The sequence below is a fragment of the Amorphoplanes friuliensis DSM 7358 genome (assembly GCF_000494755.1).
In the GTDB taxonomy this organism is placed as follows: Bacteria; Actinomycetota; Actinomycetes; order Mycobacteriales; family Micromonosporaceae; genus Actinoplanes; species Actinoplanes friuliensis.
Window position 1 is genome coordinate 6,171,161 of sequence record NC_022657.1, and the last position, 23,761, is coordinate 6,194,921.

The following is a 23,761-nucleotide window of genomic DNA, read 5'->3' on the forward strand; positions in this document are numbered from 1 at the left end:
TGGTGGGGGTCGCCTTCAGCAGCGAGGGTCCGCCGTCACTGGTTACTCTCCTGCAGCGGAGTCTTCCATGAGTCTCTCCCCGTCGAATTCGACACGGCGTCCCGAGCACGGTCCGGTCGTGGACGTGCAGCACGAACCACCTCCGGCGCCTACGCGCATGATCCTCTGCGGTGACCTGGACGGTTTGAACGTCGAGGATCTGCAGGCCTCACTCTCCGATGTTCTGCGCCGGTACCGGCCCGCGAGCGTCGAGATGGATGCCCACCTCGTCACCTATCTCGACTCCGGTGGCATCAGGGCGCTGCTCCGCTGCCGGGCCGCGGCGCAGCGTGCCGGCTGCGACCTCACGCTGATAGAGGTGTCCAAGCCCGTCTACCAGGTCCTGGAGATCACCGCGCTGCTGGACCAATTCGGTGTCGTCGAGCAGCAGTCGCTGCGACTGCGGCCACGTGACCACAGCCTCGGGTTAGGTACGGGCATCGCGGGTAGCGGAGAGAGGACTACACGCGAATGAGGTGGTAACCATGCCGATTGCGACGATCAACCCGGCCACCGGCGAGGTACTGAAGAAGTTCGACCCGCTGCCGCCGGAGCAGATCGACGCGGCGATCGGACGGTCGGTGTCCGGCTTCCGGGCCCTGCGGGAGACGTCCTTCGACCAGCGGGCCGCCTGGATGCGGGCGGCCGCCGACCTGCTCGAGGCCGAGCAGGACGACGTGGGCAGGCTGATGACGCTCGAGATGGGCAAGACGCTCACCGCGGCCAAGGCCGAGGTCGTCAAGTGCGCCAAGGCCTGCCGGTTCTACGCCGACAACGCCGAGGGGTTCCTCGCCGACGAGCCCGCGGATGCCGACGCTGTGGGCGCCCTGCGGGCGTACGCGCGGTATCAGCCGCTCGGTCCGGTCCTGGCGGTGATGCCGTGGAACTTCCCGCTGTGGCAGGCGATGCGTTTTGCCGCCCCGGCGCTCATGGCCGGTAACACCGGTCTGCTCAAGCACGCCTCGAACGTGCCGCAGACCGCCCTCTACCTGGGTGAACTGTTCGCCCGTGCCGGTTTTCCCGAGGGCGCGTTCCAGACGCTGCTGGTGGGTTCGGACGCGGTGGAGCACATCCTCTCCGACCCCCGGGTACGCGCGGCCACGCTTACCGGCAGTGAGAACGCCGGCCGGTCGATCGCCGCCGTCGCCGGCCGGGAGCTCAAGAAGACCGTCCTGGAGCTGGGTGGCAGCGACCCGTTCGTGGTGCTGCCGTCCGCCGACGTGGAGCGTGCGGCGCAGGTCGCGACCACCTCCCGCTCCCAGAACAACGGTCAGTCGTGCATCGCGGCCAAGCGGTTCATCGTGCACACCGACGTCTACGACCGGTTCGTCGACGCCTTCGTGGCCGCCATGTCCGCGCTGACCGTGGGTGATCCCCTGCTGGACGGCACCGACGTCGGGCCCCTGGCGACCGAGCAGGGACGTGACGACGTCGAGGCGCAGGTCGCCGACGCGGTCGCCCACGGCGCTTCGGTCCGGTGCGGGGGGCAGCGCGGTGACGGCGCCGGCTGGTGGTACCCGCCGACGGTGGTCACCGACCTGACCCCGGACATGCGGATGTACGCCGAGGAGGTGTTCGGGCCGGTCGCCGGCGTCTACCGGGTCGAGTCCGTGGAGGAAGCCATCAAGATCGCCAACGGCACCCCGTACGGGCTGGGTTCCAATGTCTGGACCAGTGACGCGCCGGAGAGCGAACGCTTCATCAACGAGCTCGACGCGGGCGCCGTTTTTGTCAACGGCATGGTCACCTCGTACCCGCAGCTGCCGTTCGGAGGGGTGAAGAACTCGGGGTACGGCCGGGAACTGTCCGCGGCCGGTATCCGCGAGTTCTGCAACCTCAAGGCGGTCTGGGTCGGCGCCGGTGACGACGCGGGCGTGGACTCCGCCACCGAGTGATCGAACCCCGTTTCGCGCGGGACGACCTGGGAATGCAGCCGCCATGAGGATGCCTGTTGTCGATCAGACTCTCATGGTGGCGCTCCAGGGTTACGGCTGGCTGCCCGACCAGCGCCGACGCAGCCGGGACGGGGTCGTGCAAGCCCGCGTGCTGGGCCAGCGGGCCGTCGGTCTGTGCGGCCCCGACGCGGCCCGCTTCTTCTACGACGAGAACAACGTCACGCGGCGCACCGCCATCCCGGAACCGGTCCAGAGCACCCTGTTCGGTCACGGCGCCGTGCACACCCTCGACGGTGAGGCGCACCGGGTCCGCAAGACGATGTTCATGACGTTGCTGACGGGCCCGGGTGTCGCCGGTCTGGTCGAGCAGGCCGAGGCGGCTTGGGACGACGCCGTCGCATCCTGGTCACCCGGGCAGCGGGTGGTGCTCTTCGACGAGGCGAGCCGGGTCATCACGCGTGCGGTCTGCCGCTGGGCCGGACTGCCGCTCGAGGACACCGAGGTGCCCGAGGTGGCCGCGCGCCTGGTGGCGCTGGTCGACGGCTTCGCCACCGCCGGACCACGCCACTGGCGGGCCCGCCGCGCCCGCGCCGGGCTGGAACGGCGGATCGCAAAACTGATCGACCAGGTACGGTCCGGGGCCGCAGCCGCACCACCGGAGTCGGCGCTGGCCACGATCGCCGAGCACCGCGACGCCTCGGGCGAGCCGCTCGACAGCCGCGTCGCCGCCGTCGAGGTCCTCAACGTGATACGCCCGACCGTGGCCGTGTGCTGGTTCGTCGCGTACTCGGCCCACGCGATGCACCTGTGGCCGGAGCACCGGGAGGCGCTGCAGGCCCGCCGTCCGGGATACGCCGAGGCCTTCACCCACGAGGTACGCCGGTTCTACCCGTTCGCCCCGTTCATCGGCGGCCGTGCCGTGCGCGACCTGACCTGGCAGGGGCAGCCGATCCCGTCCGGCACCCTGGTCCTGCTCGACCTGTACGGGCAGAACCACGACAACCTGCTCTGGCCCGACCCGTACCGCTTTGCACCCGAGCGGTTCCTCGACCGGCACATCGGTGCGTACGACCTCGTCCCGCAGGGCGGCGGCGATCCGCGTACCGGTCACCGGTGTCCGGGCGAGCAGATCACCATCGCGCTGCTCGAGGCGCTGGTCCCCCGGCTCGCGGACCTCGACTACGACGTACCGGCTCAGGACCTGGAGATCTCACTGCAACGCGTCCCGGCCCGCCCGGCCAGCGGCGTCGTCATCGTCCCGGCCACCACCCCGTCCACCGCCGCCGACCAGCCGCCGGCCCGGCAAGGAACACGCTCCCGGTAGCCGTCGGCGCGGTGGACGGGTATGGGCTGAGCCCGCGCTGTCACAGGACCGGGATGAGATCCGCGGCAGCCATCAGGATCAGGACCTGCGCCGTGGGCGCGCTCACCGCACTCAGGCGCAGGTCGACCCGCAGGTTGGCGGCGATGCGGTGCGCCACGATGAGCGTCCCCGCCCCGGAAGCATCGATGAAGGTCACGTCGGCCAGATCGAGCTCGACCGCGGTGACATCACCACGGTTGAGCAGGGCCGTGAGCAGGTTCCGCAGCCGCGGCGCCTCCTCCATGACAAGTTCGCCGTGCACGGACACACACGCCTTCCCGGAGCCACTGACCAGTATTTCCAGCATGTGAGCCTCTTCGGACGGCGAACCGGGTCAGCGCCGCCTACCCGCCAAGGTCGCAGGAAAACGTTTGCCTGGGCTCGGACCGGGGTCAGGCCGGGAGGCCGTCGAGGCGGGTGAGGATCTGGAGCATGACCTCGTCGGCGCCGGCGCCGATGGAGGTCAGGCGGGTGTCGCGGTAGAGGCGGGCGGTCCAGGTCTCCTCGAGGTAGCCCATGCCGCCGTGCAGTTGCAGGCACCAGTCGGCCACCTCGCGGATCAGCCGGCCCGCCTTGAGCTTCGCGACCGTTGCCATGCGGGTGATGTCCTCGCCGGCCATCAGGGTTTCGCAGGTGACCAGGTTGTGGCTGCGCAGCAGATCCACTTCGGCCTGGAGTTCGCTGAGGCGGAAGGCGACGTACTGCCGGTCGGCGAGGGGGCGGCCGAACACCGTGCGGTCGAGGACGAACTTGCGGGTGCGGTCGAGGGCGTACTGGCAGCCGCCGACCGTCGTGTACGCGGCGAACATGCGCTCGATCACGAACTGTTGCATCTGCTGCTGGAAGCCGCGTCCCACCTGGCCCACGACGTTGGCGGCGGGGACGCGGACCTCGTCGAGGACGAGTTCGGCGGTGTCGGAGCAGCGGTTGCCGAGTTTGTCGAACGTGCGCGCCACGCTGAATCCCGGGAGGGACGTGGGGACGATGATCTGGGACATGCCGCGGTGGCCGGCCTCGTCGGAGGTGCGGGCGAGCAGGCAGATCCAGTCGGCCTGGGCGCCGTTGGTGATGTAGGTCTTGCGACCGGTGATGATCAGGTCGTCGCCGTCGGGGACGGCACGGGTGCGCAGGCGGGCGACGTCGCTGCCCGTGTCGGGTTCGGTGACGGCGACGGCCGCGACCGCCGTGCCCGCGATCGCCGGGGCCAGGTAGCGCTCCTTGAGCTCGGGTGAGCCGAACTCGTGCAGCGACGGGGTGGCCATCATGGACTGGACGCCGATCGCCATGCCGACGCCGGTCGCGTGCATGCGGCCGTACTCCTCGGCGGCGACGAGCTGGAAGCTGTGGTCGGCGCCCTCACCGCCGTAGGTCTCCGCGTACTCGAGACCGAGCAGGCCGAGGGCCGCGGCCTTGGGGAAGAGATCGTGCAGCGGCACCCGGCCGGCGGCTTCCCAGGCGTCGACGTGCGGGTTGACCTCGGCGTCGACAAACCGGCGGACGCTGTCCCGGAAGGCGCGATGGTCCTCGTTGAGCCGCATCCGCCGACGGTAACGAACGGCGACACGGAGAAACAAGCACGCTTGCTTGTTTTTCGCCGCTGTGCCAATGTCAGCGGGCATGAGCCCCGATCCGCTGCGTGTCGGCAACTGCTCCGGGTTCTACGGCGACCGGCTCTCCGCGATGTGCGAGATGCTCGAGGGCGGCGAGCTCGACGTCCTCACCGGCGACTATCTGGCCGAGCTGACCATGCTCATCCTGGCCCGTGACCGCGCTGCCGATCCCGCCACCGGTTATGCCCGGACCTTCCTGGCCCAGCTGCGCGACTGCCTGAGCCTGGCCCGGGACCGCGGTGTCCGCATCGTCGCCAACGCCGGCGGGGTCAACCCTTCCGGCCTGGTCACCGCCCTGCGAGAGCTCGGCCAGACCAAGATCGCTCTGGTACGCGGTGACGACCTCACGCCCCGCGCCACCGACCTCGGGCTGGGCTCCCCACTCGGCGCGCACGCCTATCTCGGTGCGTTCGGGATCGCCCGGGCGCTGCAGTCCGGGGCCGAGGTGGTGGTCACCGGGCGGGTCACCGACGCCTCGCTGACCGTCGGCCCGGCGATCGCCCATTTCGGCTGGAGCCACGACGACCTCGACGCGCTCGCCGGCGCCACCGTGGCCGGTCACGTGATCGAGTGCGGCACGCAGGCCACCGGTGGCAACTACCCGTTCTTCACCGAGATCGACGATCTGGTCCACCCGGGTTTCCCGATCGCCGAGCTGCACCGGGACGGTTCCAGCGTCATCACCAAGCACCCGGGCACGTCCGGCGCGGTCACGGTCGGCACGGTCACGGCCCAGCTGGTCTACGAGATCGGCGATGCCCGCTACGCCGGCCCCGACGTCACGACCAGGCTCGACACGATCACCCTGCACCGGTCCGGGCCCGACCGGGTGGAGATCACCGGCGTACGCGGTGAGCCGCCCCCGCCCGACCTCAAGGTCTCGTGTGTAGCCGTCGGCGGCTTCCGCAACGAGGTCACGGTGGTGCTGACCGGTCTCGACATCGAGGCCAAGGCGGACCTGTTCCGGCGCCAGTTCGCCGCCGCCTGCCCCACCGCACCGGCCGAGGTCACCTGGACCCTGGCTCGCCTCGACTCCGCGGACGCACCGACGCAGCAGCAGGCGTCCGCGCTGCTCACGGTCGTCGCCCGTGACCCGGCCGAGAAGGTGGTGGGCCGCGCGTTCACCAACGCCGCCGTCGAGGTCGCGCTGGGGTCCTACCCGGGCTTCTTCAGCACCACGCCCCCGGGACGCGCGCACCCGTACGGTGTCTTCACTCCGGCCTTTGTCCCCCAGGACGTGCCGGTGCACGAGGTGGTGCTGGACGACGGGACCGTCGACAGCATTGCCCCGCCGCTGGTCACCGCGCCGCTCCGGCCGCTGTCCGGCCCGGTTGCGCCCGCTGCCGGCGATCCGGGTCCGACCCGCCGCCTTCCGCTGGGGACCGTCGCCGGGGCCCGGTCGGGTGACAAGGGCGGGAGCGCCAACGTCGGCCTCTGGGTGCGCGACGACGCGGCGTACCCGTGGCTCGCCGCCCTGATCACCGAGGAGACGATCCGCGATCTGCTCCCGGAGACCGCCGGCCTGGCGGTCCGGATCATCCGGCTGCCCGCGCTGCGCGCCGTGAACGTCGTCATCGACGGCCTGCTCGGTCAGGGTGTCGCTTACAACGCCCGCTTCGACCCGCAGGCCAAGGGGCTCGGTGAGTGGCTGCGGTCGCGGCACGTCGAGATCCCCGTCGCCCTGCTGGAGGTTTCATGACCGTCCTGCGGTCCACCCTGGACCCGGAGAGCGCCGACGCCCGTGCCGCCCGGCAGTCCATGCTCGACGCCCTCGACGAGGTCGCGGCCGAGAACGCCAAGGCGGTCGCCGGTGGCGGCGAGAAGGCGGTCGCCCGGCACCGCGCCCGCGGCAAGCTCACCGCCCGCGAACGCATCGAGCTGCTGCTCGACCTCGACGCGCCGTTCCTCGAGCTGGCCCCGCTGGCCGGCTACGGGTCCTCGTTCGCGGTCGGCGGCAGTGTGGTCGCGGGGATCGGCGAGGTCAGCGGTGTGGAGTGCCTGATCATCGCCAACGACCCCACGGTCAAGGGTGGCGCGAGCAACCCGTGGTCGCTGCGCAAGACGCTGCGGATGCACGAGATCGCCCTGCAGAACAGGCTGCCGGTCATCGCGCTGGTCGAGTCCGGGGGCGCGGACCTGCCCACGCAGAAGGAAGTCTTCATCCCCGGCGGCGCGGTCTTCCGCAACCTGACCCGGCTGTCCGCCGCCGGCATCCCCACGATCGCGCTGGTCTTCGGCAACTCCACGGCCGGCGGCGCCTACCTGCCCGGCATGAGCGACCACGTGGTGATGATCGAGAAGCGGTCGAAGGTTTTCCTGGCCGGCCCGCCGCTGGTCAAGGCGGCCACCGGTGAGGAGTCCGACGACGAGTCGCTGGGCGGCGCCGAGATGCACGCCCGCATCTCCGGCCTGGCCGACCACTACGCCACCGACGAGCAGGACGCCATCCGGATCGGCCGCCGCATCGTCGCGCGCCTCAACCACCACAAGGCCGCCGGCCCGGCGACCACCACACCCCGGCCGCCCCGGTACGCCGCGGACGACCTGCTCGCGATCGTGCCACCCGGGCTGAAGGCGCCGTTCGACCCGCGGGAGGTCATCGCCCGCATCGTCGACGACAGCGACTTCGACGAGGTCAAACCGCTGTACGGCAGCTCGCTGGTCACCGGCTGGGCGCAGCTGCACGGCTTCCCGATCGGCATCCTGGCCAACGAACGCGGAGTGCTGTTCAGCGCCGAGGCCCAGAAGGCGGCGCAGTTCATCCAGCTCGCCAACCGCTCGAACACTCCCCTGCTGTTCCTGCACAACACGACCGGTTACATGGTCGGCCAGGAGTACGAGCAGGGCGGCATCATCAAACACGGCGCCATGATGATCAACGCGGTGTCGAACTCGACCGTCCCGCACCTCTCGGTGCTGATCGGCAACTCCTACGGCGCCGGGCACTACGGCATGTGCGGTCGCGCGTACGACCCCCGTTTTGTCTTCACCTGGCCGAGCGCCCGGTCCGCGGTGATGGGCGCCCATCAGCTCGCCGACGTCAGCATCATGGTGTCGCGGGCGTCCGCGCTGGCGCAGGGCCGGCCGTTCGACGAGGAGGGCGCCCAGGTGGTCCGGCACGCGATCGAGCAGCAGATCACCGCCGAGGCGATGCCGCTGGTGCTGTCCGGGCTCGTCTACGACGACGGCATCATCGACCCGCGCGACACCCGCGACGTCCTCGGCCTCGCGCTGTCCGCGATCCACACCGCGCCGGTGCAGGGCACCGACGCCTTCGGCGTCTTCCGGATGTGAGGACCATGACCATCACCAGTGTCCTGGTCGCCAACCGCGGCGAGATCGCCCGCCGCATCTTCGCGACCTGCCGGCGCCGGGGCCTGGCCACCGTGGCCGTCTTCTCCGACGCCGATGCCGGCAGCCCGTACGTCACCGAAGCCGACGCGGCGGTGCACCTGCCCGGGTCCGCACCGGCCGAGACCTACCTGCGGGGCGATCTGATCATCGCGGCGGCCCTGCGCGCCGGTGCCGACGCGATCCACCCCGGCTACGGCTTCCTGTCCGAAAATGCGGGCTTTGCAACGGCCGTACGCGAAGCGGGTCTGACCTGGATCGGTCCCGGACCGGAAGCGATCGCGGCGATGGGCTCCAAGATCGAGTCGAAGCAGCTGATGGCCGCCGCCGGGGTGCCCGTCCTCGACCGGCTCGACGTGGCCACCCTCACCGACGCCGACCTCCCGGTGCTGGTCAAGGCCTCGGCGGGAGGCGGCGGGCGGGGCATGCGCATCGTCCGCACGCTGCAGGACCTGCCGGACGCGGTGGCCGCCGCCGAACGCGAAGCAGCCGCGGCCTTCGGCGACAAGACGGTCTTCTGCGAGCGCTACCTCGAGGCCGGCCACCACCTCGAGGTCCAGATCCTGGCCGACGACCACGGCACCGTCTGGGCCCTCGGCGACCGGGAATGTTCACTGCAGCGCCGCCACCAGAAGGTCATCGAGGAGGCACCGGCACCGCTCGTCGACCGCATCGGCGGCGACCTGCGCGACCGCCTGCTCGCGGCGGGCCGCACCGCCGCAGCCGCCGTCGGCTACCGCGGCGCCGGCACCGTCGAGTTCCTCGCCGACGAACAGGGCCGCTTCTGGTTCCTCGAGATGAACACCCGCCTGCAGGTCGAACACCCCGTCACCGAATGTGTCACCGGCACCGACCTGGTCGCCCTGCAGGTCGACATCGCCGCGGGCCTCCCCCTGACCGGCCCGGAGCCGGCCATGACCGGCCACAGCATCGAGGCCCGCCTGTACGCCGAGAGCCCCACCGACAACTGGCGCCCGCAGTCCGGTGTCCTGGCCCGCTTCGAGGTTCCCGCCGCCACGTGGTTCGACCGGCCCCGGATCGACACCATCCGCGTGGACTCCGGTGTGGAGACCGGCAGTGTCGTCGGCACCTACTACGACGCGATGCTGGCCAAAGTCATCTCCTACAGCGCCACCCGGGAAGGCGCCGCGCGCCAGCTCGCAGCGGCGTTGCGCCGGTCCCGCCTCCACGGCGTCACGACCAACCGCGACCTGCTGGTGGCAAGCCTGCTCCACCCCGCGTTCCTGGCCGGCACTGCCGCCACCGACTTCTACGACCTGAACCCACCGGGCGGCCTCACCGCCGGCACAGCCCTGGAGCCGGAACTGGGCGCCCTGGTCGCCGCCCTGTCGGATGCGGCGCTGACCAGCGGCCCCGCACGCGGCTTCCGCAACATCCCCGTCGGTTACCGCACCCGCACCTACGCGGCCGGAGAGCACGAGATCGCCGTGCGCTACCGCTCCGGGCGTACCGGAATGGAGGTCGCCACCGGCGAGGTGGTCGTCTCGGCCGGCGCCGATCGGGTGGTTCTTGATCTCGGCGGCGTGCGGCGCAGCTGGTCGGTGGGCCGCTACGACAACCACGTGGTGGTCGACGGCCCGACCGGCTCGGTCACGCTGCGACGAGTCCCGCGTTTCACCGACCCGTCGACGCGACTCACGGCCGGTGCACTGATCGCCTCGATGCCCGGAACCGTGATCCGGGTCGGCGTGCAGGTCGGCGACACCGTCCGGGCCGGCCAGCCCCTGGTCTGGCTGGAGGCGATGAAAATGGAACACGTCGTCACCGCCCCCGCCGACGGCACGGTCACGGAGCTGCCGGTCAGCATCGGCCGGCAGGTCAGCCAGGGCACGCCCTTGGCCGTGGTCACCGATGACCGCACCTAAACAGGACCGCTCGCGCGCCACCCGCCGGCGCCTGCTCGAAACAGCCATCCGCTGCCTGGCCACCCACGGCTGGGAAGCCTCGACAGTCGGCCTCATCGCCACCGAAGCCGGCCTCAGCCGCGGCGCCGTCCAGCACCACTTCCCCACCCGCGAAGCTCTGATCATCGCCGCCCTGGAACACATGTTCGCCGACCGCGCGGCCCTGCTCGACGCCCTCCCCGACCCCTCCGGCACCGACCCCGACCGCATCCACACGGTGGTCGCCGGCCTGGTCGAAGCCATCGGCGGCGAACTCTTCCGCGCCGCCCTGCAGGTCTGGACGGTGGCCGCCGCCGACCCCGACCTCCGCTCAGCGGTGGTCCCCCTGGAACGCCACTTCGCCCGCGAGGTCCACCGCCGGGCCGTCCGCCTCCTCCGCGTCGACGACACCGACCCGCACATGCGCGGCCTCATCCAGGCCACCCTCGACCTGGCCCGAGGCCTCGCCCTCGCCGACATCCTCACCGACGACTCCCGCCGCCGCGCCCACGTCGTCCGTACCTGGTCCACCCACCTGGCCCTCGCCCTCCCAAAGCCGTGACACGACCGCGGTGTCCGCTACCGTCGCCCAGTGATTGATCTTCAGGTCCGGGACGACTCCGGCGACGTCGTGGCGCACGCATCGGGTTTCGAATGGACCCAGGAACTCATCGACCTGGAGCCGGCGGAGTTTCCGATGCTGGCCGGGCTCTGCGCCTACCTCGACACCATCTTCAACCAGCGCCAGATCCCCCTCCTGCTGGCGGAGCTGGACCGGCTCCCGGCCACCCTGATCCCCGACCCCGCTCGCAGAGAGATCCGCCGGCTCGCGGCTGTAGTCGAGCAAGGTCAGCACCTCTACCTGTGGTTCTGCGGCGACTGAGCCGCCGTCACCCTTCGAGGGTTGTGAGGAGGTCTCGGGCCAGGGACTTGAGGCGGGCAGCGAAGGCCGGGTCGGCGCTGTTGTCGAGGAGGGCGAGGAGCGGTTGCAGCAGCCCGAACGGCGGCGCGCCCTCGTGCCCGATGACCAGCAGCCGATGGCCGGCGGTTTCGGGTGGCAGGGTGCCGTCGAGCAGGTGACGGCAGGTGTCCGTAGCGACGAGGGACACCGCCGTGGCGAGGGCGAGGTCGGGCAGGCCGAGCTCCCGCACCAGGTCTTCGAACAGGCGCGCGGCCTCCCGCTCCTCCAGCCGCGACGGCGACTCGGTGGCGAGAGCGACGGCCGCGTCGGAGCCGTCGATCAGGAGGTCGCAGGCGAGCAGGACGAGTTCGGGTGGGTCGAGGTGGTCGACCAGGAGCCGGGCCTGGTTCAGCCGGACCCGGCGCAGGAGGTCGGCGCGCACGCGGTCATCCGACCGGGTAGACGCGGTACTGCAGGCTTTCGTCGTAGGTCAGGCCGGTGACCGCGGTGATGACGGCCCAGATGTAGTTCTCGTCCGGGCCCCAGGACGGCACCTCGATGCCGGCTTCGCTGGCCAGGGGTGTGCCCTCGTCCTCGACGATCTCGCCCTCGGCGTAGACGAAGTGGCGGGTGCGTTCGCCGTCGGTGAAGAGCGAGAAGCCGTAGGTGCTGGAGACGCTGCTGAAGAACGCGATCAGGGCGGTGGCGGTGTCGGTCGGTTCCCAGCCCATGACCAGGTCCATCATCGGGTTCCAGACCTGCGCCCACCCGCCGGACTCGGCCGCGTAGAGCGCGTCGGGCTTGAGGGCGCTGGTGGCCTGCTCCGCCTCGACGGTCTCGCCGCTGAACTCGGTGATGGCCAGGTCGTCGACGGCCTCGTCGGCCGTGATTCCCTGCCGGAAGAGCACCGACGTGTTCCAACCCATGATCAAACCCTCTTCCTGTACGGCCGGAGTCGACCAGCCCATTGTTCAGGTGCTCGCGTACCGGAGGAGGTGCAGGGGGTGTGAGTCGCGTTTCCGGGGGTATGCGCGCGGCGGAGGTGGCAATCCGTGCTGGATGATCCTGATGTGAAGGCCGGCGTGACGTTTGTCGGCAACGCCACGACCCTGCTGCGGCTGGGGTCGTTCACCCTGCTGACCGACCCCAACTTCGTACCGGCGGGGACCCGGGTCTATCTCGGTAAGGGTGCCTGGACCCGCCGCTTGCTCGACCCGGCGATGACGATGGGCGAGTTGCCGCCGCTGGACGGTGTGGTGCTGTCCCACCTGCACGGGGACCACTTCGACGGGGTGGCCAAGGCGGAGCTGCCGTCCGCGACGCCGATCTTCACGACACCGCAGGCGCGCCGGAAGCTGCGGCAGTGGAAATTCCGGGCGGTGCGAGGCCTTCCGACCTGGGAGAGCTACGACTGGGCGCGCGGCCGTGAGCGGCTGCGCATCACCGCGGTCCCCGGCCGTCACGGTCCCGGACCGGCCGAGTGGCTCCTGCCCGACGTCATGGGGTCGGTGATCGAGCTGCGGGTCGACGACGTGTGCCGGCTGCGGGTCTACATCACCGGCGACACCCTGAACCGGCCGTTCCTGGCTCAGGTGCCCGAGCGCTGCGGTGACATCGACGCGATGATCGTGCACCTCGGTGGCACCCGGGTGTTCGGCATGCTGCTCACGATGGACGCCCGTCAGGGTGTCGACCTGACCGAGCTCATCCGGCCGCGTCTGACGGTGCCGGTGCACCACGACGACTACACGGTTTTCACGTCGCCGCTGAGTGACTTCGTCGAGCGGGCCCGGGAGCACGGCCTGACCGGCATCCAGCCGATCGAGCGTGGTTCGACCCTCGAGCTGCCGGTGCGCCCGGCCGGCCAGGTCAGCCGGCCGGGTCTCGCGTCCGGGGCTCAGGACTCGGATCGGTAGAGCTCGTCGCGGGTGACGCGGAGGTTCACCACTCCGGGCCGGCCCTCGACGGTTCCGGAGATCTGGTCACCGGAGGCGTACACGTCGTTCGACAGCAGTCCGGTGCCGTCCACGCGGAGATATCCGGAGCCCATCAGCCGCTCGGCGATGCCGGCGGCGAGGTCCGGGCGCACGTCCGTGCCCGGCTGCTGAACGGCCGTGACCGCCCCGGCCTCCGCGCCGTCCACGTCGACGACGGTCATGCCGACATTCACGTGGGTCAGTTCCTGTGGCTGCATTCTGCGCTCCTTCTCCTGGTACGCGGATCCGGGCGCTGTTTTCCCCCAGCCGGCTGCTTCACACCTTTTGAACAGTCGGCGCCGGGATGGTTTAGGTGCTTTTTCCGCGGGTAGTCGATTGGACCCAAAAGTGGATCAGGAAAGACGGTGACCCATGCACCGCGACGACCTGCTGACCCAGGTTCGGATCTGCGCCCGCCTGCACGGCCGCAATCAAGCCAGACGCGTCGTCCGGGCGGTGATGCAGGCGCTGGAGAAACGTCTTTCCCCCACCGCATTCGCCGAGCTGGCCGCACAGCTGCCGGCTGACATCGGTGTCACGATGTCGGGCCGGCACATCGATCAGTGCACCGCCCAGCAGCTCATCCGTGAGGTCGCCGAGGAGTTGCACGTCCCTGAGCCCGACGCCGCCTTCTACCTGCGCGTGACGTTCGAGCAGCTCAACGCCTTCTGCCGCGGCGTGACCCCGGCTCAGCTCGCCGCGTTGTTGCCCGGCGACCTGCGGGGTCTGCTGTCCGCCCGCTCGGCCGACCCGGCACAGCGGCCCCGGCAGTTCGTGCTGTTGCTGGCGCCGGCCGTCGCGACGCTCACCCTGAAGGCACCGGACCGGGAGCCCACGCCCCAGCCGGTACGCCGCAAGGTGCGGGCGGCGCTGCCCAACGCCGCCCTCACCTCGTCAGCCGAGTCGTAACGCAGGACTTGCTATTTGCCGCCGGCCGCGGTCCAGCACTGCCGCCGGCCCTGGCAGACGCTCATGCCCTTGACCGTTGCCGCCAGCTTCGTCCGGGTGTCCGGCGCCAGCGTGCCGGCGATGTTGTTCAGCATGTCAGGGTCCGCCTTGCGGTCGTAGTACTCGCTGGTCCCGTCCGCGTACTCGACGTAGGTGTACGTGCTGGTCCGGATGGCCTCGTAGGTGGCCGGGTTGCCACCGTTCTTCGCCGGCCGGTCCGGGTCGGCCGGGTCGGTGTTCGGGCCGTGATGCTCGACCAGCGAGGTCGTACGCCACCCGGCGCTGGATTCCCCGCGCAGCAACGGCACCAGGCTGCTGCCGTCCACTTCGGACGGTGTGGTCGCACCGGCCAGGGCTTCGAAGGTCGGCCGCAGATCGACGTTCTCCGCGGCCTCGGTGACCGTCCGGCCCGCGCCGACACCCGGGCCGGCCACGATCAGCGGCACGTTCACGTCGGTGTCGAACGCCGTCTGCTTGCCGGGGGTCATTCTGTACTCCCCCATGTGGAACCCGTTGTCGGAGCTGAACACGATGATCGTGTTGTCGGCCACGCCGGCCTTCTCGAGGGTGTCCTGGATCGAGCCGATCATCCGGTCGACCGACTGCACCGCCTGGGCCCGCTTGCGGAAGTCCGTGTCGATCTTCTTCTTCTCGTCGGCGGTGAGGGGCTCACGCCCGGCGAGGTACTTCGGCGGGTCGGCAGGCAGCTTGTCGAAGGCCGGTCCGCGCGGCGCGGTCAGCCCGGGGAACTTGTCCTTGTCCTCCGGCGCCGGGGTGAACGGGCCGTGCGGCGTGAACGTGGCCACCTCGAGCAGGAACGGGCTCTTCGCAGCGACCGAGTCGGTGATGAACTTCGTGGCCTTACCGCTGACGACCGTGGTCAGGTAGTCCCCGGGCGCCTTGCCGTAGTGCTTGACCTGGTCGTTCTCGAGGAGGTTGTAGTCGTACTGGCCGTAGGCGTTGCCCGCGACGTCCCACTCGGTCCAGCCGGGCGGGACGTACTTGTCCTTCGGCAGGTATTCGTTGAGGTACTTGCCCATCATCGCGGTGCGGTAGTCCGCCTGCTGCAGCGACGTGGCGAAGGTCGACTTCTCCTCGCCGTTTTTCTTGAACGTGGTGAAGCCGCCGTCCTTGCCGCCGTTCGTGAAGATCCCGGTGTTGTGCGGGTAACGACCGGTGAAGATCGACGACCGCGACGGGCAGCACAGCGAGTCGGTGACCGTGTAGTTGGCGAACGAGGTGCCCTTCTTCGCCAGCGCCTGGACGTGCGGCATGTACTGCACGAGGTTCGACGCCAGGTCGTCGGTCAGGACAAAGACGATGTTGGGCCGGTCGGTGTCCGGGCCGCCGTCGCCGGAGCCGGGCAGGCGTGGGTCGCACGCGGACAGCCCGGCAACGACGGTCATCGCGGAGAGCACTGCGGTGGTACGCCGGAGCAAAGTCATGCCCCGGACGCTAGGGACGCAGCGCTGGAGGAACGTCAGGGCGACGTTCGGGCTCCGTAAGGGACGTCAGCGGCGGGCCAGGCGGCGCTCGCCGGCCGCACCGGTCGCGTACGGGAGGTTGTAATGGGCGAAGACCGCCGGCTCGTCGGCGGCCGTGAGTTCGCCGTCGAGGTCGATGGTCGGCGCGTCGCCCACGAGCTTCTTGTCGAAGCGCACGCGGACCGCGGACGGGGTGACCGTGGCGCCCGCGAGGGGGACAAAAGCGAGGCGGTGGCGGCCGATGATGCCGATCTGCACCGTGACGAAGGCGGGTTCGTCGGTGGCGGTGTCGAAGTAGATCGCTTCCAGACTGCCGATCTTGTCGCCGTCGGGATCGATGACCTTCTCGCCACGCCAGTCACGGAGATTCTCTGCAGGGAACATGTCACCGGGGTGCCCGTGGCCGTGGGTGCGCAAACCAGCACTGAGCAGGCGGGACGACTACGCTGCGGGCATGGTGCAGGTGTGAAGCCCGGCTGGCCGGCGCTGCGGCGCGAGATCAGCGTCGCGGGGCCGCGTACCGTCGAGGAGGTCTGGGACCGCTATGTCCGGCCCCGGCGGTGGCCGGAATGGTCACCGCAGATCCGCTCGGTCGACTATGCCGGCGAGCGGCTCGCGCCGGGCACCTCGGGTGTGGTTCGCGGGCCCGGTGGTCTGCCGGTGCGTTTCCAGATCCTCGCCGTCCACGACACCGACCCGGTCCGCACCTGGTCCTGGACCGCGTCGGCGGCCGGGGTGCGGCTGGCCCTGCTGCACACGGTCGAGGCGACGGCGGGCGGCACCCGGACCCGGCTGACGATCGTCGGCTTCGGACCCGTGGTGCTCGCCTACCTGCCGCTCGCCCGGCTCGCCCTGTCACGCCTGGTGCGCTGAGCCCAGCACGGGCAGGACGATCTGTGACGGGTGCGCCTCGTCGTGGAAGACCTCGAAGGCGTTCGTGCGACCCGTGGTGGCCGTGCCGAACGGCTCGCCGGTGCCCATGTTGCGGGCGTACCGGGGGAACGCACCCCCGCTGACCTGCACGCGGAGCCGGTGCCCGGCCCGGACCCGGTAGGCGGTCGGGAACAGCGCCACGTCGACGGTCAGCACGCCGTCGTCACCGGCCGTCACGTCGTCGGCCGGGACGGTGCGGGGGTCGAGGCGCCGGATGCCGTCGACCACGTTGCGGGAGACACCCTTGGCGTCGACGTCGCACAGCCGGACAAACACGTCGGCGTACGGGAGCTCGGTCCGGACGTGGATCCGGGCCTTGACCGGTCCGACCAGGTCGAGGGGGGCGCTCAGCGGCGGGCCGGTGAAGACCAGGACGTCGGGGCGGCGTTCGACCTCGGCGTTGTCGGCCTGCTTGCCCGGCGGCTGCAGCAGCGGGCCGCCGACCGTCGGCGTGGGGTCGGCGGGGTCGTAGGTGAAGCGGGCCGGCGCGACCTCGCCGCCCTCGGGTGACGGGCTCAGCGTGCCACCGGCCCGCAGGTGCTGCACCTGCTCCTGCGTCGTCGCCGGGGGCCACTGGTCGAAGTTCAGCCACCGCCCGGCCTGCTGCAGGAAGACGCGCACGGGGGCGCCGGAGGGTGCCGGGCCGCCGCGCAGGTGGTGGTCCAGCCACTTCACGTCGGTGCGGGCGATCATCCGCAGCTCACCGGGCTCGCCGTGCAGCCACGGCCCGACCACGATCCGCGCCGGGACGCCGGCCGCCCGCAGCGCGGTGTAATCGGTGAGCTGGCCGGCCAGGAACAGGTCCCACCAGCCGGTCACCATGCTCACCGGCGGCATCCGGGTCAGGTCGGCGCCGTTGTGGTCGGCCTGCGACCAGAAGGTGTCGGCCGGCTCGCCGTGGGCGACGAAGTCCCGCCAGAACGGCACCGGCGCACCGGCGACGGACACGTCGGCGGCCTGCAGCGGCAGCCGGCGCAGCCCCCGGCTGACCTTGGCGCGGACGCGGGGATCGGGCAGTCCACCGAGCAGCCCGCCGCGCTCCTGCCGGCCGATGGAGGCCGACCAGCTCAGACCGGTGTGGATCTGCGGTGCACCGTGGTCGTAGAACAGCGTGCTGGTCACCCGCGACGAGGTGATGTGCGGCGAGACGCAGGTCAGCGGCGGATCGACGTACGGGGCGACGGCCCACTGGGTGTGCCCGAAGTAGCTGGCGCCGGTCATCGCGACGCGCCCGTCGCACCACGGCTGCTCGTGCAGCCAGGCGACCGTGGCCAGGCCGTCGTCGTGCTCGGTGGTGAACGGCCGGAACTGCCCGCCCGACCCGAACGTCCCCCGCGTGGCCTGCGTGAACACCTGGAAACCGCGGCGGGCGAGCGGGGCGGCGAACATCTGGCCGTAGAGACCACCGCGGCCGTACGGCACGCGGATGAGCACCACCGGCAGCGCCTGCTCGGGCCCGGCCGGTCGATAGTGGTCCGCCAGCAGCGTGACACCGTCGGGCATCCGCACCGCCACGTCCCGCCGGACCTCGTACGGGACCGCTCGGGCGGGCAGCCCCAGCGCCAGATCCGCGGCCAGCCCTGCCACCCGGGTCAACTTGGTCATGAGTCGAACATAACGCCCCCTTCCTTGATCACCCGGCTCTTGATCCATTGACTTCTGTTGCCGCCGGGTGTCAGCGTTGTCATCGAAAAGTTTCATTCGCTACCGATGGGGTGCGACTGTGCGCGATTTTGTTCGGCGAAGGGTCGCCGCTGTGGCCGCCCTGGCCCTGGTGACGGGTGGCGTGGTGCTGTCCCCCTCCTCACCGGCCCAGGCCACCGCCAAGAAGCTGCAGACGATCAGCGCGGGGAAGGCCCGCTTCCAGGTGCTCTCACCGACGCTGATCAGGACCGAGTACTCCCCCGGTGGCAAGTTCACCGACGGCTCCACCTTCAACGTGATCGGCCGCAACGGCTTCTCACCCACACGCTTCACCAAGCGGGTCTCGCAGGGCTGGCTGACGATCGAGACGGCCGCGGCGACCCTGCGCTACCGGCTCGGGTCCGGGCCGTTCACCGACGACAACCTCACGGTACGGCTGAAGTCCGGCAAGCAGACCGTGACCGCCGCACCCTGGGCCGGACTGGGCGCCCCTGACTGCGTACCGGGTGCTCTGTGTGAGGCCGAGGCGCTCGCCCTCAACGGTCTGAGCGTGGGAACCGACCACCGCGACTACACCGGCCGGGGCTTTGCGGCCGGCTTCGAGGGCACCGGCACGTCGCTCACGTTTGCCGTCACCCCCGCCGCCGCGGGCGCTCAGCAGCTCTCGGTCCGCTACGCCAACAGCACCGGCGGGGACGGCCAGAACGTCGCCCGCACGCTGACCGTCACGGTCGATGGCGTCGCGTCCGGCACGCTGACGTTGCCGCCGACCGCGAACTGGGACACCTGGGCGCTCGCCACGGTGCCGCTGACCCTGACGGCCGGCCGCCACGAGATCAGTCTCGTCCGGACGGCGACCGACTCCGGCAACGTCAACGTGGACAGCCTGGCGGTGCTCGCGCCCGGAGCCGCGTACCCCGCACCCACGCCGCCCAGCCCGCAGCCGTGCGCGTTCGGCGCCGTCTGCGAGGCCGACACCGGCACCCTGACCGGTGGCTCGCGGCTCGCCGACGACCACAACGGGTATTCCGGCGACGGGTTCGTGGCCGGGATGGAACGTACCGGGGCCGGGGTCGCCCTGACCGTGACCGGCGTGCCCGCCGCGGGTGACTACCGCGTGCAACTGCGCTACGCCAACGGGCCGGCCGGCGCCCAGCCGGTGCAGACCCGGACGATGAGCGTGACCGCGAACGATGCCGCACCCGTCACCGCCACCCTGCCGCCGACGAGTGGATGGGACTACTGGCGTACCGAATCGGTCGTGGTGTCCCTGAAGGCCGGGACCAACACCGTGGCGCTGGGCTGCCCGACCGACCAGAGCTGCAACGTCAACCTGGACACGGTGGCGGTCGCCGCGAAGAACGCGCCGCTGCTCGCCCCGCACGCACCGCTCGGCGGGTACCGGCGTGGCCTGGACAACGTCAACGGCGGCGCGCGCACCTACGGCGGGCTGCTCTACCAGGACGGCTGGTCGCTGCTCGACGACTCGGCCTCCGCGCTCTACCGCCCGGCCACCCGGACGGTGACACAGCGCCCCACCGCAGGTCAGGACGGGTACGTCTTCGCCTACGGCCAGGACTACCGCCGCGGTCTGCGGGAGCTGTCGACCCTGACCGGGCCGACCAAGCTGCTCCCCCGCTGGGCCTACGGCGTCTGGTACTCGGAGTACTTCGACCGCACGGCCGCCGAGTTCGAGGCGATCGTGGCCCGCTTCAAGAGCGAAGGTGTACCCCTGGACGCCCTGGTCGTCGACACCGACTTCAAGGCGCCCGACAAGTGGAACGGCTGGTCGATCGACCCCACCCGCATCCCGGACTGGAAGACGTTCGCCGCCCGCCTGCGCTCCCAGGGTGTCCACACCGGCCTCAACATCCACCCGAGCATCCTGGGCTCCGACCCGCACTTCGCCGGGGCGCAGCAGATCGCCAAGGGCAAGCTCCAGAAGACCGGCTGCAACGGCGGCCCCGACTGCTACGTCTTCGACTTCGGCGACGCCGACCAGCTGAAGGCCTACCTCTGGCTCCACGACCAGATGGGCGCCGAGGGCCTCGACTTCTGGTGGCTCGACTGGTGCTGCGACGCCTCCCGCTCCACCCTGCCCGGCGTCACCCCCGACGCCTGGATCAACCAGCAGTACGCCGACCAGACCGGTTTTGCGTTCTCCCGCGCGTACGGGTCGCTGCAGGCCGGCGGTTACGGCAACCCGGGCCCGGTCGCGACCGGCCCCTGGGCCGACAAACGCACCACCCTGCACTTCACCGGCGACACGATCTCCAACTGGGAAACCCTGCGCTACGAGGTCGGCTACACCCCGGGCGAGTCGGCCGCGACCGGCCTGGCCGCGGTCAGCCACGACATCGGCGGCCACACCGGAGGCCTCCAGGAGCCGGGTTCCGAACCGGGCAGCACCAAACTCCCGGACGACCTCTACGCCCGCTGGGTCCAGATGGGTACCTTCCAGCCCATCGACCGCCTCCACTCCAACCACAGCGACCGCCTGCCCTGGCAGTACGGCGCGGCCGCGAACGCCTCGGCCAAGAAGTTCCTCAACCTCCGCAAAAAACTCCAGCCCTACACGTACGCCGCCGCCGCGGAAGCCACCCGCACCGGCACCCCGATCGTCCGCGCGATGTACCTCGCGTATCCCGGCGAGCAGGAGGCGTACTCGACCGCCGGCAGCCAGTACCTCTACGGCCCGGACCTGCTGGTCGCCCCGGTAACCACCCCGGGCCCCACGGCGTCGACCACGGTGTGGTTCCCGCCGGGCAACACCTGGACGGACTACTTCACCGGCAAGCGGTACGCAGGCGGCACCACCGCCTCGATCGCGACGACCCTCGACACCATGCCGGTCTTCGTCCGCTCCACCGCCAAACGCCCATGACAGCGAGGGTGCCGGGCCTCCCCGGCCCGGCACCCTCGACCACGCGTCTCGGTAGCGGCTGCGGGGTCAGGGACGTTCGCCTCGCAGGATGAGCAGTTCCTTCTCCGGGAACGCCATGCCGTCCCACAGCTGCTGGTAGCCGGCGGCGCCGTGCTCGTCCCACACGGCTTGAGCCATCCGCAGCACGGCCTGAGTCAGCACCTCGACACGGATCCGTCCCGACCAACGGCGTTCCGCGGCTTTCCACGGGTCCTCCGCGGTCTCGGAGGCCAATACGACGATATCGACGCCGACATATTCGGCGGCGTTTCTGAACAGGAAGACGTGCGCTGAGGGTTCGTCGGACACCCAGGCGATCGTCGCGTTCGATCCTCGGCGCAGGTCGGCTGCTGCCCGCATGAGGCTTTGCAACCCGTGGTCGATGTAGGACGTGCGCACCTTCATCACGACGTCGTCGGCGCTCCAGGTGAGCCAGGCCCACCCGGTCTCACTCAAGGTCCAGCGCAGGTCCAGCCGATCGATGTCCACCGGCAATATAATCATGGCCGCTCGAGCACGACGGCAGGTTCATGGCGTCGAGAGCAGCCTCATACCTCGACCCAGGTCAGAAGCGAGGACAACTCGCCGTGCTCGCAGAAGTGCCGGACTGCTTCGACGGCATCCTTCACCCGCACCGCGGCGGACGGAGGAAACTCCGACCAGTGCCCGTAGTAGTGGAACACCACGCCTTCGCTGTCCTGCACCCGTGCGGACCCTTGGCTGATGAGGTACGGCGGCTCCTTGGATGCACGGACATAACTCAACACCGAGATCGCACGGCCCAATCCGATGGAGAGGCAGTCGCCATCGCCGACAGTGATGTCGGCGATCAACGGAAGGCGGGCCGCATCCTGCTCCGCCTCCGCAAGAGCGTGCCGGAACTCTTCCTCGCAGGTGACGAGGTGGCCGTCTTCGTCACTTCGCCACGTGATCTTGGCGCGCAAAATGGGTCTCCTGGGATCACAGTCGTGAGGGGCAAAGTCTCTAACTGGCGCCGGGCTTCGCTGCGTGGGAGGGTCCCGGTGGTGAGCGGGCGAACCTGGGATGGCGTGGACGCGGAGCATCTGGTGACGGTTACTGCGCTGGTGAAGCAGGTCCTGACCGCCCCGGATCCGTACGAGGTGGGTTATGAGCTTTGGGGCTGTTCCGCGCGGGCTGAGGGCCATCTGGCTGTCAACATGCAGCTGATCTGGGGCGCGCTGACCGACCGGGTGGAGTTGAAGCCGGAGGAGGGGCGGCAGGCCCGGGACGAGATGCGGCGCGCAGCGCAGGAGTGGCTGGCGCTCGATCCCGCCGACCGGGCCGCCGTCGAGCGATACCTGGACTACTGGGTTCACGACGTGTGTGGCTACTCCAGGGGCTGAGCGGGGCTGTTGTGGTAGGCGGCGATCAGCCACCGGCCGTCACGCTTCTCGAAGAGCCAGGTTGCGTGGACCTTGCGGGCGTCCGGGACTTCGGTCTCGCCGGGGAAGAGGATGCCGGATTCGCTGATGACGATGGCGGCGTCCCGGCCGACGAGGCGGAAGCTGAGCTGCTTGTTCCAGGTCGAGCTGCCTTTGAGGGGCCCTTCGAAGGCCTGGGCCATGTTGTCGCGGATCATGTCGCGGCCGGTGCGGAGCGAGCCGGGCATGACGGCGGTCGCGTCCTCGGTGTAATCGGCGACCATGCCGTCGGCGTCGCCGGCCTCCCACGCCTGGTAGGAGTCGTTCAGTACGGCCTGGATGGCGGCCTGGTCCGACATTGTGTTCTCCCTCGCGTCCGGCTGCCGGGTGTTCCGGCGAGCTCGCGAGTACATACCGGCGGTGGGGCCGGAACTCATCGCGCCCCGGGAAAAGGATGGACGGCGGGGAGCTCGAAGGAGGCGAACACCTCGGCGTCGCGGAAGACCGAGGTGCGGCTGATGCCGTTCCTCGTGACCGTGAGGACCTGCAGGGTGTGCAGCTCGTACGTGCCGCTCGGGCCGAGGTTGTAGGCGGCGAACGCCGGTTGCCCGTTGGCGCCGACCGGCAGGAAGCGCCACTGGGTGCCGTTCGCGGCGAAGACCCAGTCCATGAACACGCCGTAGTTCTCGCGCCCGGTGAACCAGTTGACCATCGGGGGCATCTCCATGATGACGTCGTCGGTGAGCAGCTGTTTGAGGCCTTCGACGTCGGCGTTCTCGAAGGCTTTCAGGTATTTGTCGATCCAGGCGCGCTGTTCGGCTTCGGAGGGCTCGGCGACCTGTTCCTCCGAGATTCCCACCTCTTTGAGCCTGGCGCGGGCCCGCTGGAGGGAGCTGTTGACCGAGGCGGTCGTGGTGCTGAGGATCTCTGCCGCCTCGAGCGCGGAGAAGTCGAGGACCTCACGCAGGATCAGCACCGCACGCTGCCGCGCGGACAGGTGCTGCACGGCGGCGACGAAGGCGAGCCGGAGACTTCCCCGGTCGATCGTGGCGGTCTCCGGCTCGACCCGGCGCAACGACGAGTCGGGAAGCGGCTGGAGCCAGGTGATCTCCCCGCCGTGCACGAACGGCCGGCGCGGGTCGCTCTCGGTCACCAGGCCGGAGGGCAGGGGACGGCTGCTGCGGCCCTTGAGCGCGGTCAGGCAGGCGTTGGTCGCGATGCGGTACAGCCAGGTCCGCAGGGAGCTGCGACTCTCGTCGTACTGGTCCTTCGCGCGCCAGGCCCGCAGGCAGGTCTCCTGGACCAGGTCCTCCGCGTCGTGGACCGAGCCGAGCATCCGGTAGCAGTGGGCCAGCAACTCGGGCCGGTACGGATCGAGCCTGCGATCGAACTCGTCCACGGCGGAACC

Annotated in this window: 25 protein-coding genes; 13 read left to right on the forward strand and 12 right to left on the reverse strand. The window is 70.4% G+C overall.

Translation table 11 applies throughout. The annotated features are described in order from the left end of the window. Positions 1 to 67: 67 nt before the first annotated feature. From AFR_RS28480 to AFR_RS28490, 3 genes are read left to right on the forward strand one after another with little or no spacing between them, the layout of a single operon-like run. Entirely contained in the window at positions 68 to 514 is a 447-nt protein-coding gene (locus AFR_RS28480) for an STAS domain-containing protein (protein WP_084298171.1), read from the forward strand. 10 nt (positions 515 to 524) lie between these two features. Then, entirely contained in the window at positions 525 to 1,934 is a 1,410-nt protein-coding gene (locus AFR_RS28485) for an NADP-dependent succinic semialdehyde dehydrogenase (RefSeq protein WP_023560270.1), read from the forward strand. A gap of 43 nt (positions 1,935 to 1,977) precedes the next feature. Continuing rightward, the gene (locus AFR_RS28490) at positions 1,978 to 3,258 is read left to right on the forward strand and encodes a cytochrome P450 (protein WP_052359490.1); all 1,281 of its coding nucleotides are present in this window, start codon (positions 1,978 to 1,980) and stop codon (positions 3,256 to 3,258) included. 40 nt (positions 3,259 to 3,298) lie between these two features. On the opposite strand, the gene AFR_RS28495 is transcribed toward AFR_RS28490, so the two are convergent. Together AFR_RS28495 and AFR_RS28500 are read right to left on the reverse strand one after the other, a co-directional pair. Then, on the reverse strand, positions 3,299 to 3,604 hold the full coding sequence (locus tag AFR_RS28495) for an STAS domain-containing protein (RefSeq protein WP_052359491.1): 306 nt from the start codon (positions 3,602 to 3,604) through the stop codon (positions 3,299 to 3,301). Between the two features lie 85 nt (positions 3,605 to 3,689). Continuing rightward, entirely contained in the window at positions 3,690 to 4,835 is a 1,146-nt protein-coding gene (locus tag AFR_RS28500) for an acyl-CoA dehydrogenase family protein (RefSeq protein WP_041841206.1), read from the reverse strand. 79 nt (positions 4,836 to 4,914) lie between these two features. Here AFR_RS28500 and AFR_RS28505 point away from each other — a divergent pair, with 79 nt between their 5' ends. Genes AFR_RS28505 through AFR_RS48050 form a run of 5 tightly spaced genes read left to right on the forward strand, consistent with a single transcriptional unit; the run spans position 4,915 to position 11,045 of the window. Then, a complete protein-coding gene (locus AFR_RS28505) occupies positions 4,915 to 6,606 on the forward strand; it encodes an acyclic terpene utilization AtuA family protein (RefSeq protein ID WP_023560274.1) in 1,692 nt (563 codons plus the stop codon). Beyond that, positions 6,603 to 8,201: an acyl-CoA carboxylase subunit beta gene (locus AFR_RS28510; protein ID WP_023560275.1), complete on the forward strand. Its 1,599-nt coding sequence runs from the start codon at positions 6,603 to 6,605 to the stop codon at positions 8,199 to 8,201. The genes AFR_RS28505 and AFR_RS28510 overlap by 4 nt, the downstream gene beginning before the upstream one ends. Positions 8,202 to 8,206: 5 nt before the next feature. Next, a complete protein-coding gene (locus tag AFR_RS28515) occupies positions 8,207 to 10,144 on the forward strand; it encodes an acetyl/propionyl/methylcrotonyl-CoA carboxylase subunit alpha (protein ID WP_023560276.1) in 1,938 nt (645 codons plus the stop codon). Continuing rightward, positions 10,131 to 10,724 (forward strand): TetR/AcrR family transcriptional regulator, encoded by a 594-nt coding sequence (locus tag AFR_RS28520; protein ID WP_023560277.1) that lies wholly within the window; start codon positions 10,131 to 10,133, stop codon positions 10,722 to 10,724. The genes AFR_RS28515 and AFR_RS28520 overlap by 14 nt, the downstream gene beginning before the upstream one ends. A gap of 30 nt (positions 10,725 to 10,754) precedes the next feature. Further along, positions 10,755 to 11,045, forward strand: a complete 291-nt coding sequence (locus tag AFR_RS48050) for a hypothetical protein (RefSeq protein WP_023560278.1) — start codon at positions 10,755 to 10,757, stop codon at positions 11,043 to 11,045. A 7-nt stretch (positions 11,046 to 11,052) separates the two neighbouring features. Here AFR_RS48050 and AFR_RS47010 read toward each other — a convergent pair whose 3' ends face one another. After that, positions 11,053 to 11,505: a hypothetical protein gene (locus AFR_RS47010; RefSeq protein WP_023560279.1), complete on the reverse strand. Its 453-nt coding sequence runs from the start codon at positions 11,503 to 11,505 to the stop codon at positions 11,053 to 11,055. A gap of 4 nt (positions 11,506 to 11,509) precedes the next feature. Then, positions 11,510 to 11,989 carry a hypothetical protein gene (locus AFR_RS47015; protein WP_023560280.1) on the reverse strand — a complete coding sequence of 160 codons (480 nt, stop codon included), beginning with the start codon at positions 11,987 to 11,989 and terminating at the stop codon, positions 11,510 to 11,512. A gap of 126 nt (positions 11,990 to 12,115) precedes the next feature. Between AFR_RS47015 and AFR_RS28540 the strand changes: the two genes are divergently transcribed. Further along, positions 12,116 to 12,979 carry an MBL fold metallo-hydrolase gene (locus AFR_RS28540; RefSeq protein WP_052359492.1) on the forward strand — a complete coding sequence of 288 codons (864 nt, stop codon included), beginning with the start codon at positions 12,116 to 12,118 and terminating at the stop codon, positions 12,977 to 12,979. On the opposite strand, the gene AFR_RS28545 is transcribed toward AFR_RS28540, so the two are convergent. Next, complete coding sequence (locus AFR_RS28545; RefSeq protein ID WP_023560282.1) at positions 12,961 to 13,257, reverse strand: hypothetical protein; 297 nt, start codon at positions 13,255 to 13,257, stop codon at positions 12,961 to 12,963. The two genes, AFR_RS28540 and AFR_RS28545, sit on opposite strands and share 19 nt — an antisense overlap. Positions 13,258 to 13,411: 154 nt before the next feature. Here AFR_RS28545 and AFR_RS44045 point away from each other — a divergent pair, with 154 nt between their 5' ends. Then, complete coding sequence (locus AFR_RS44045) at positions 13,412 to 13,948, forward strand: DUF2267 domain-containing protein (RefSeq protein ID WP_023560283.1); 537 nt, start codon at positions 13,412 to 13,414, stop codon at positions 13,946 to 13,948. An 11-nt stretch (positions 13,949 to 13,959) separates the two neighbouring features. On the opposite strand, the gene AFR_RS28555 is transcribed toward AFR_RS44045, so the two are convergent. Both AFR_RS28555 and AFR_RS28560 read right to left on the reverse strand, forming a co-directional pair. Next, positions 13,960 to 15,432 carry a sulfatase family protein gene (locus tag AFR_RS28555; protein WP_041841207.1) on the reverse strand — a complete coding sequence of 491 codons (1,473 nt, stop codon included), beginning with the start codon at positions 15,430 to 15,432 and terminating at the stop codon, positions 13,960 to 13,962. Positions 15,433 to 15,498: 66 nt separating this feature from the next. Next, positions 15,499 to 15,855: a PRC-barrel domain-containing protein gene (locus AFR_RS28560; protein WP_041842843.1), complete on the reverse strand. Its 357-nt coding sequence runs from the start codon at positions 15,853 to 15,855 to the stop codon at positions 15,499 to 15,501. Positions 15,856 to 15,936: 81 nt separating this feature from the next. Between AFR_RS28560 and AFR_RS28565 the strand changes: the two genes are divergently transcribed. Continuing rightward, complete coding sequence (locus AFR_RS28565) at positions 15,937 to 16,344, forward strand: SRPBCC family protein (protein WP_023560286.1); 408 nt, start codon at positions 15,937 to 15,939, stop codon at positions 16,342 to 16,344. On the opposite strand, the gene AFR_RS28570 is transcribed toward AFR_RS28565, so the two are convergent. After that, positions 16,327 to 18,009: a CocE/NonD family hydrolase gene (locus AFR_RS28570; protein WP_023560287.1), complete on the reverse strand. Its 1,683-nt coding sequence runs from the start codon at positions 18,007 to 18,009 to the stop codon at positions 16,327 to 16,329. The two genes, AFR_RS28565 and AFR_RS28570, sit on opposite strands and share 18 nt — an antisense overlap. Positions 18,010 to 18,127: 118 nt before the next feature. Here AFR_RS28570 and AFR_RS28575 point away from each other — a divergent pair, with 118 nt between their 5' ends. Next, on the forward strand, positions 18,128 to 20,932 hold the full coding sequence (locus AFR_RS28575; protein ID WP_041841208.1) for a TIM-barrel domain-containing protein: 2,805 nt from the start codon (positions 18,128 to 18,130) through the stop codon (positions 20,930 to 20,932). Between the two features lie 66 nt (positions 20,933 to 20,998). Here the strand turns inward: AFR_RS28575 and AFR_RS28580 are convergent, their stop codons facing one another. Together AFR_RS28580 and AFR_RS28585 are read right to left on the reverse strand one after the other, a co-directional pair. Next, positions 20,999 to 21,460, reverse strand: coding sequence for a hypothetical protein (locus AFR_RS28580; RefSeq protein ID WP_023560289.1), 462 nt, complete (start codon positions 21,458 to 21,460; stop codon positions 20,999 to 21,001). A gap of 59 nt (positions 21,461 to 21,519) precedes the next feature. Further along, on the reverse strand, positions 21,520 to 21,915 hold the full coding sequence (locus tag AFR_RS28585; protein ID WP_023560290.1) for an Imm1 family immunity protein: 396 nt from the start codon (positions 21,913 to 21,915) through the stop codon (positions 21,520 to 21,522). An 81-nt stretch (positions 21,916 to 21,996) separates the two neighbouring features. Here AFR_RS28585 and AFR_RS28590 point away from each other — a divergent pair, with 81 nt between their 5' ends. Next, the gene (locus AFR_RS28590) at positions 21,997 to 22,335 is read left to right on the forward strand and encodes a hypothetical protein (protein WP_041842846.1); all 339 of its coding nucleotides are present in this window, start codon (positions 21,997 to 21,999) and stop codon (positions 22,333 to 22,335) included. Here the strand turns inward: AFR_RS28590 and AFR_RS28595 are convergent. Both AFR_RS28595 and AFR_RS28600 read right to left on the reverse strand, forming a co-directional pair. Next, the gene (locus AFR_RS28595; RefSeq protein ID WP_023560292.1) at positions 22,320 to 22,712 is read right to left on the reverse strand and encodes an SgcJ/EcaC family oxidoreductase; all 393 of its coding nucleotides are present in this window, start codon (positions 22,710 to 22,712) and stop codon (positions 22,320 to 22,322) included. The genes AFR_RS28590 and AFR_RS28595 overlap by 16 nt on opposite strands. A gap of 74 nt (positions 22,713 to 22,786) precedes the next feature. Beyond that, positions 22,787 to 23,752, reverse strand: a complete 966-nt coding sequence (locus AFR_RS28600; RefSeq protein WP_023560293.1) for a sigma-70 family RNA polymerase sigma factor — start codon at positions 23,750 to 23,752, stop codon at positions 22,787 to 22,789. Positions 23,753 to 23,761 lie beyond the last annotated feature (9 nt).

Excerpts from the sequence above, each read along its gene's own strand:
- AFR_RS28560 (WP_041842843.1), bottom strand. The coding sequence starts at position 15,855 with ATGTTCCCTGCAGAGAATCTCCGTGACTGGCGTGGCGAGAAGGTCATC.
- AFR_RS28520 (WP_023560277.1), top strand. The coding sequence starts at position 10,131 with ATGACCGCACCTAAACAGGACCGCTCGCGCGCCACCCGCCGGCGCCTG.
- AFR_RS28495 (WP_052359491.1), bottom strand. The coding sequence starts at position 3,604 with ATGCTGGAAATACTGGTCAGTGGCTCCGGGAAGGCGTGTGTGTCCGTG.
- AFR_RS47015 (WP_023560280.1), bottom strand. The coding sequence starts at position 11,989 with ATGGGTTGGAACACGTCGGTGCTCTTCCGGCAGGGAATCACGGCCGAC.
- AFR_RS28545 (WP_023560282.1), bottom strand. The coding sequence starts at position 13,257 with ATGCAGCCACAGGAACTGACCCACGTGAATGTCGGCATGACCGTCGTC.
- AFR_RS28480 (WP_084298171.1), top strand. The coding sequence starts at position 68 with ATGAGTCTCTCCCCGTCGAATTCGACACGGCGTCCCGAGCACGGTCCG.
- AFR_RS28555 (WP_041841207.1), bottom strand. The coding sequence starts at position 15,432 with ATGACTTTGCTCCGGCGTACCACCGCAGTGCTCTCCGCGATGACCGTC.
- AFR_RS28485 (WP_023560270.1), top strand. The coding sequence starts at position 525 with ATGCCGATTGCGACGATCAACCCGGCCACCGGCGAGGTACTGAAGAAG.
- AFR_RS28500 (WP_041841206.1), bottom strand. The coding sequence starts at position 4,835 with ATGCGGCTCAACGAGGACCATCGCGCCTTCCGGGACAGCGTCCGCCGG.
- AFR_RS28570 (WP_023560287.1), bottom strand. The coding sequence starts at position 18,009 with ATGACCAAGTTGACCCGGGTGGCAGGGCTGGCCGCGGATCTGGCGCTG.
- AFR_RS44045 (WP_023560283.1), top strand. The coding sequence starts at position 13,412 with ATGCACCGCGACGACCTGCTGACCCAGGTTCGGATCTGCGCCCGCCTG.
- AFR_RS28510 (WP_023560275.1), top strand. The coding sequence starts at position 6,603 with ATGACCGTCCTGCGGTCCACCCTGGACCCGGAGAGCGCCGACGCCCGT.
- AFR_RS28505 (WP_023560274.1), top strand. The coding sequence starts at position 4,915 with ATGAGCCCCGATCCGCTGCGTGTCGGCAACTGCTCCGGGTTCTACGGC.
- AFR_RS28595 (WP_023560292.1), bottom strand. The coding sequence starts at position 22,712 with ATGTCGGACCAGGCCGCCATCCAGGCCGTACTGAACGACTCCTACCAG.
- AFR_RS28490 (WP_052359490.1), top strand. The coding sequence starts at position 1,978 with ATGAGGATGCCTGTTGTCGATCAGACTCTCATGGTGGCGCTCCAGGGT.
- AFR_RS28515 (WP_023560276.1), top strand. The coding sequence starts at position 8,207 with ATGACCATCACCAGTGTCCTGGTCGCCAACCGCGGCGAGATCGCCCGC.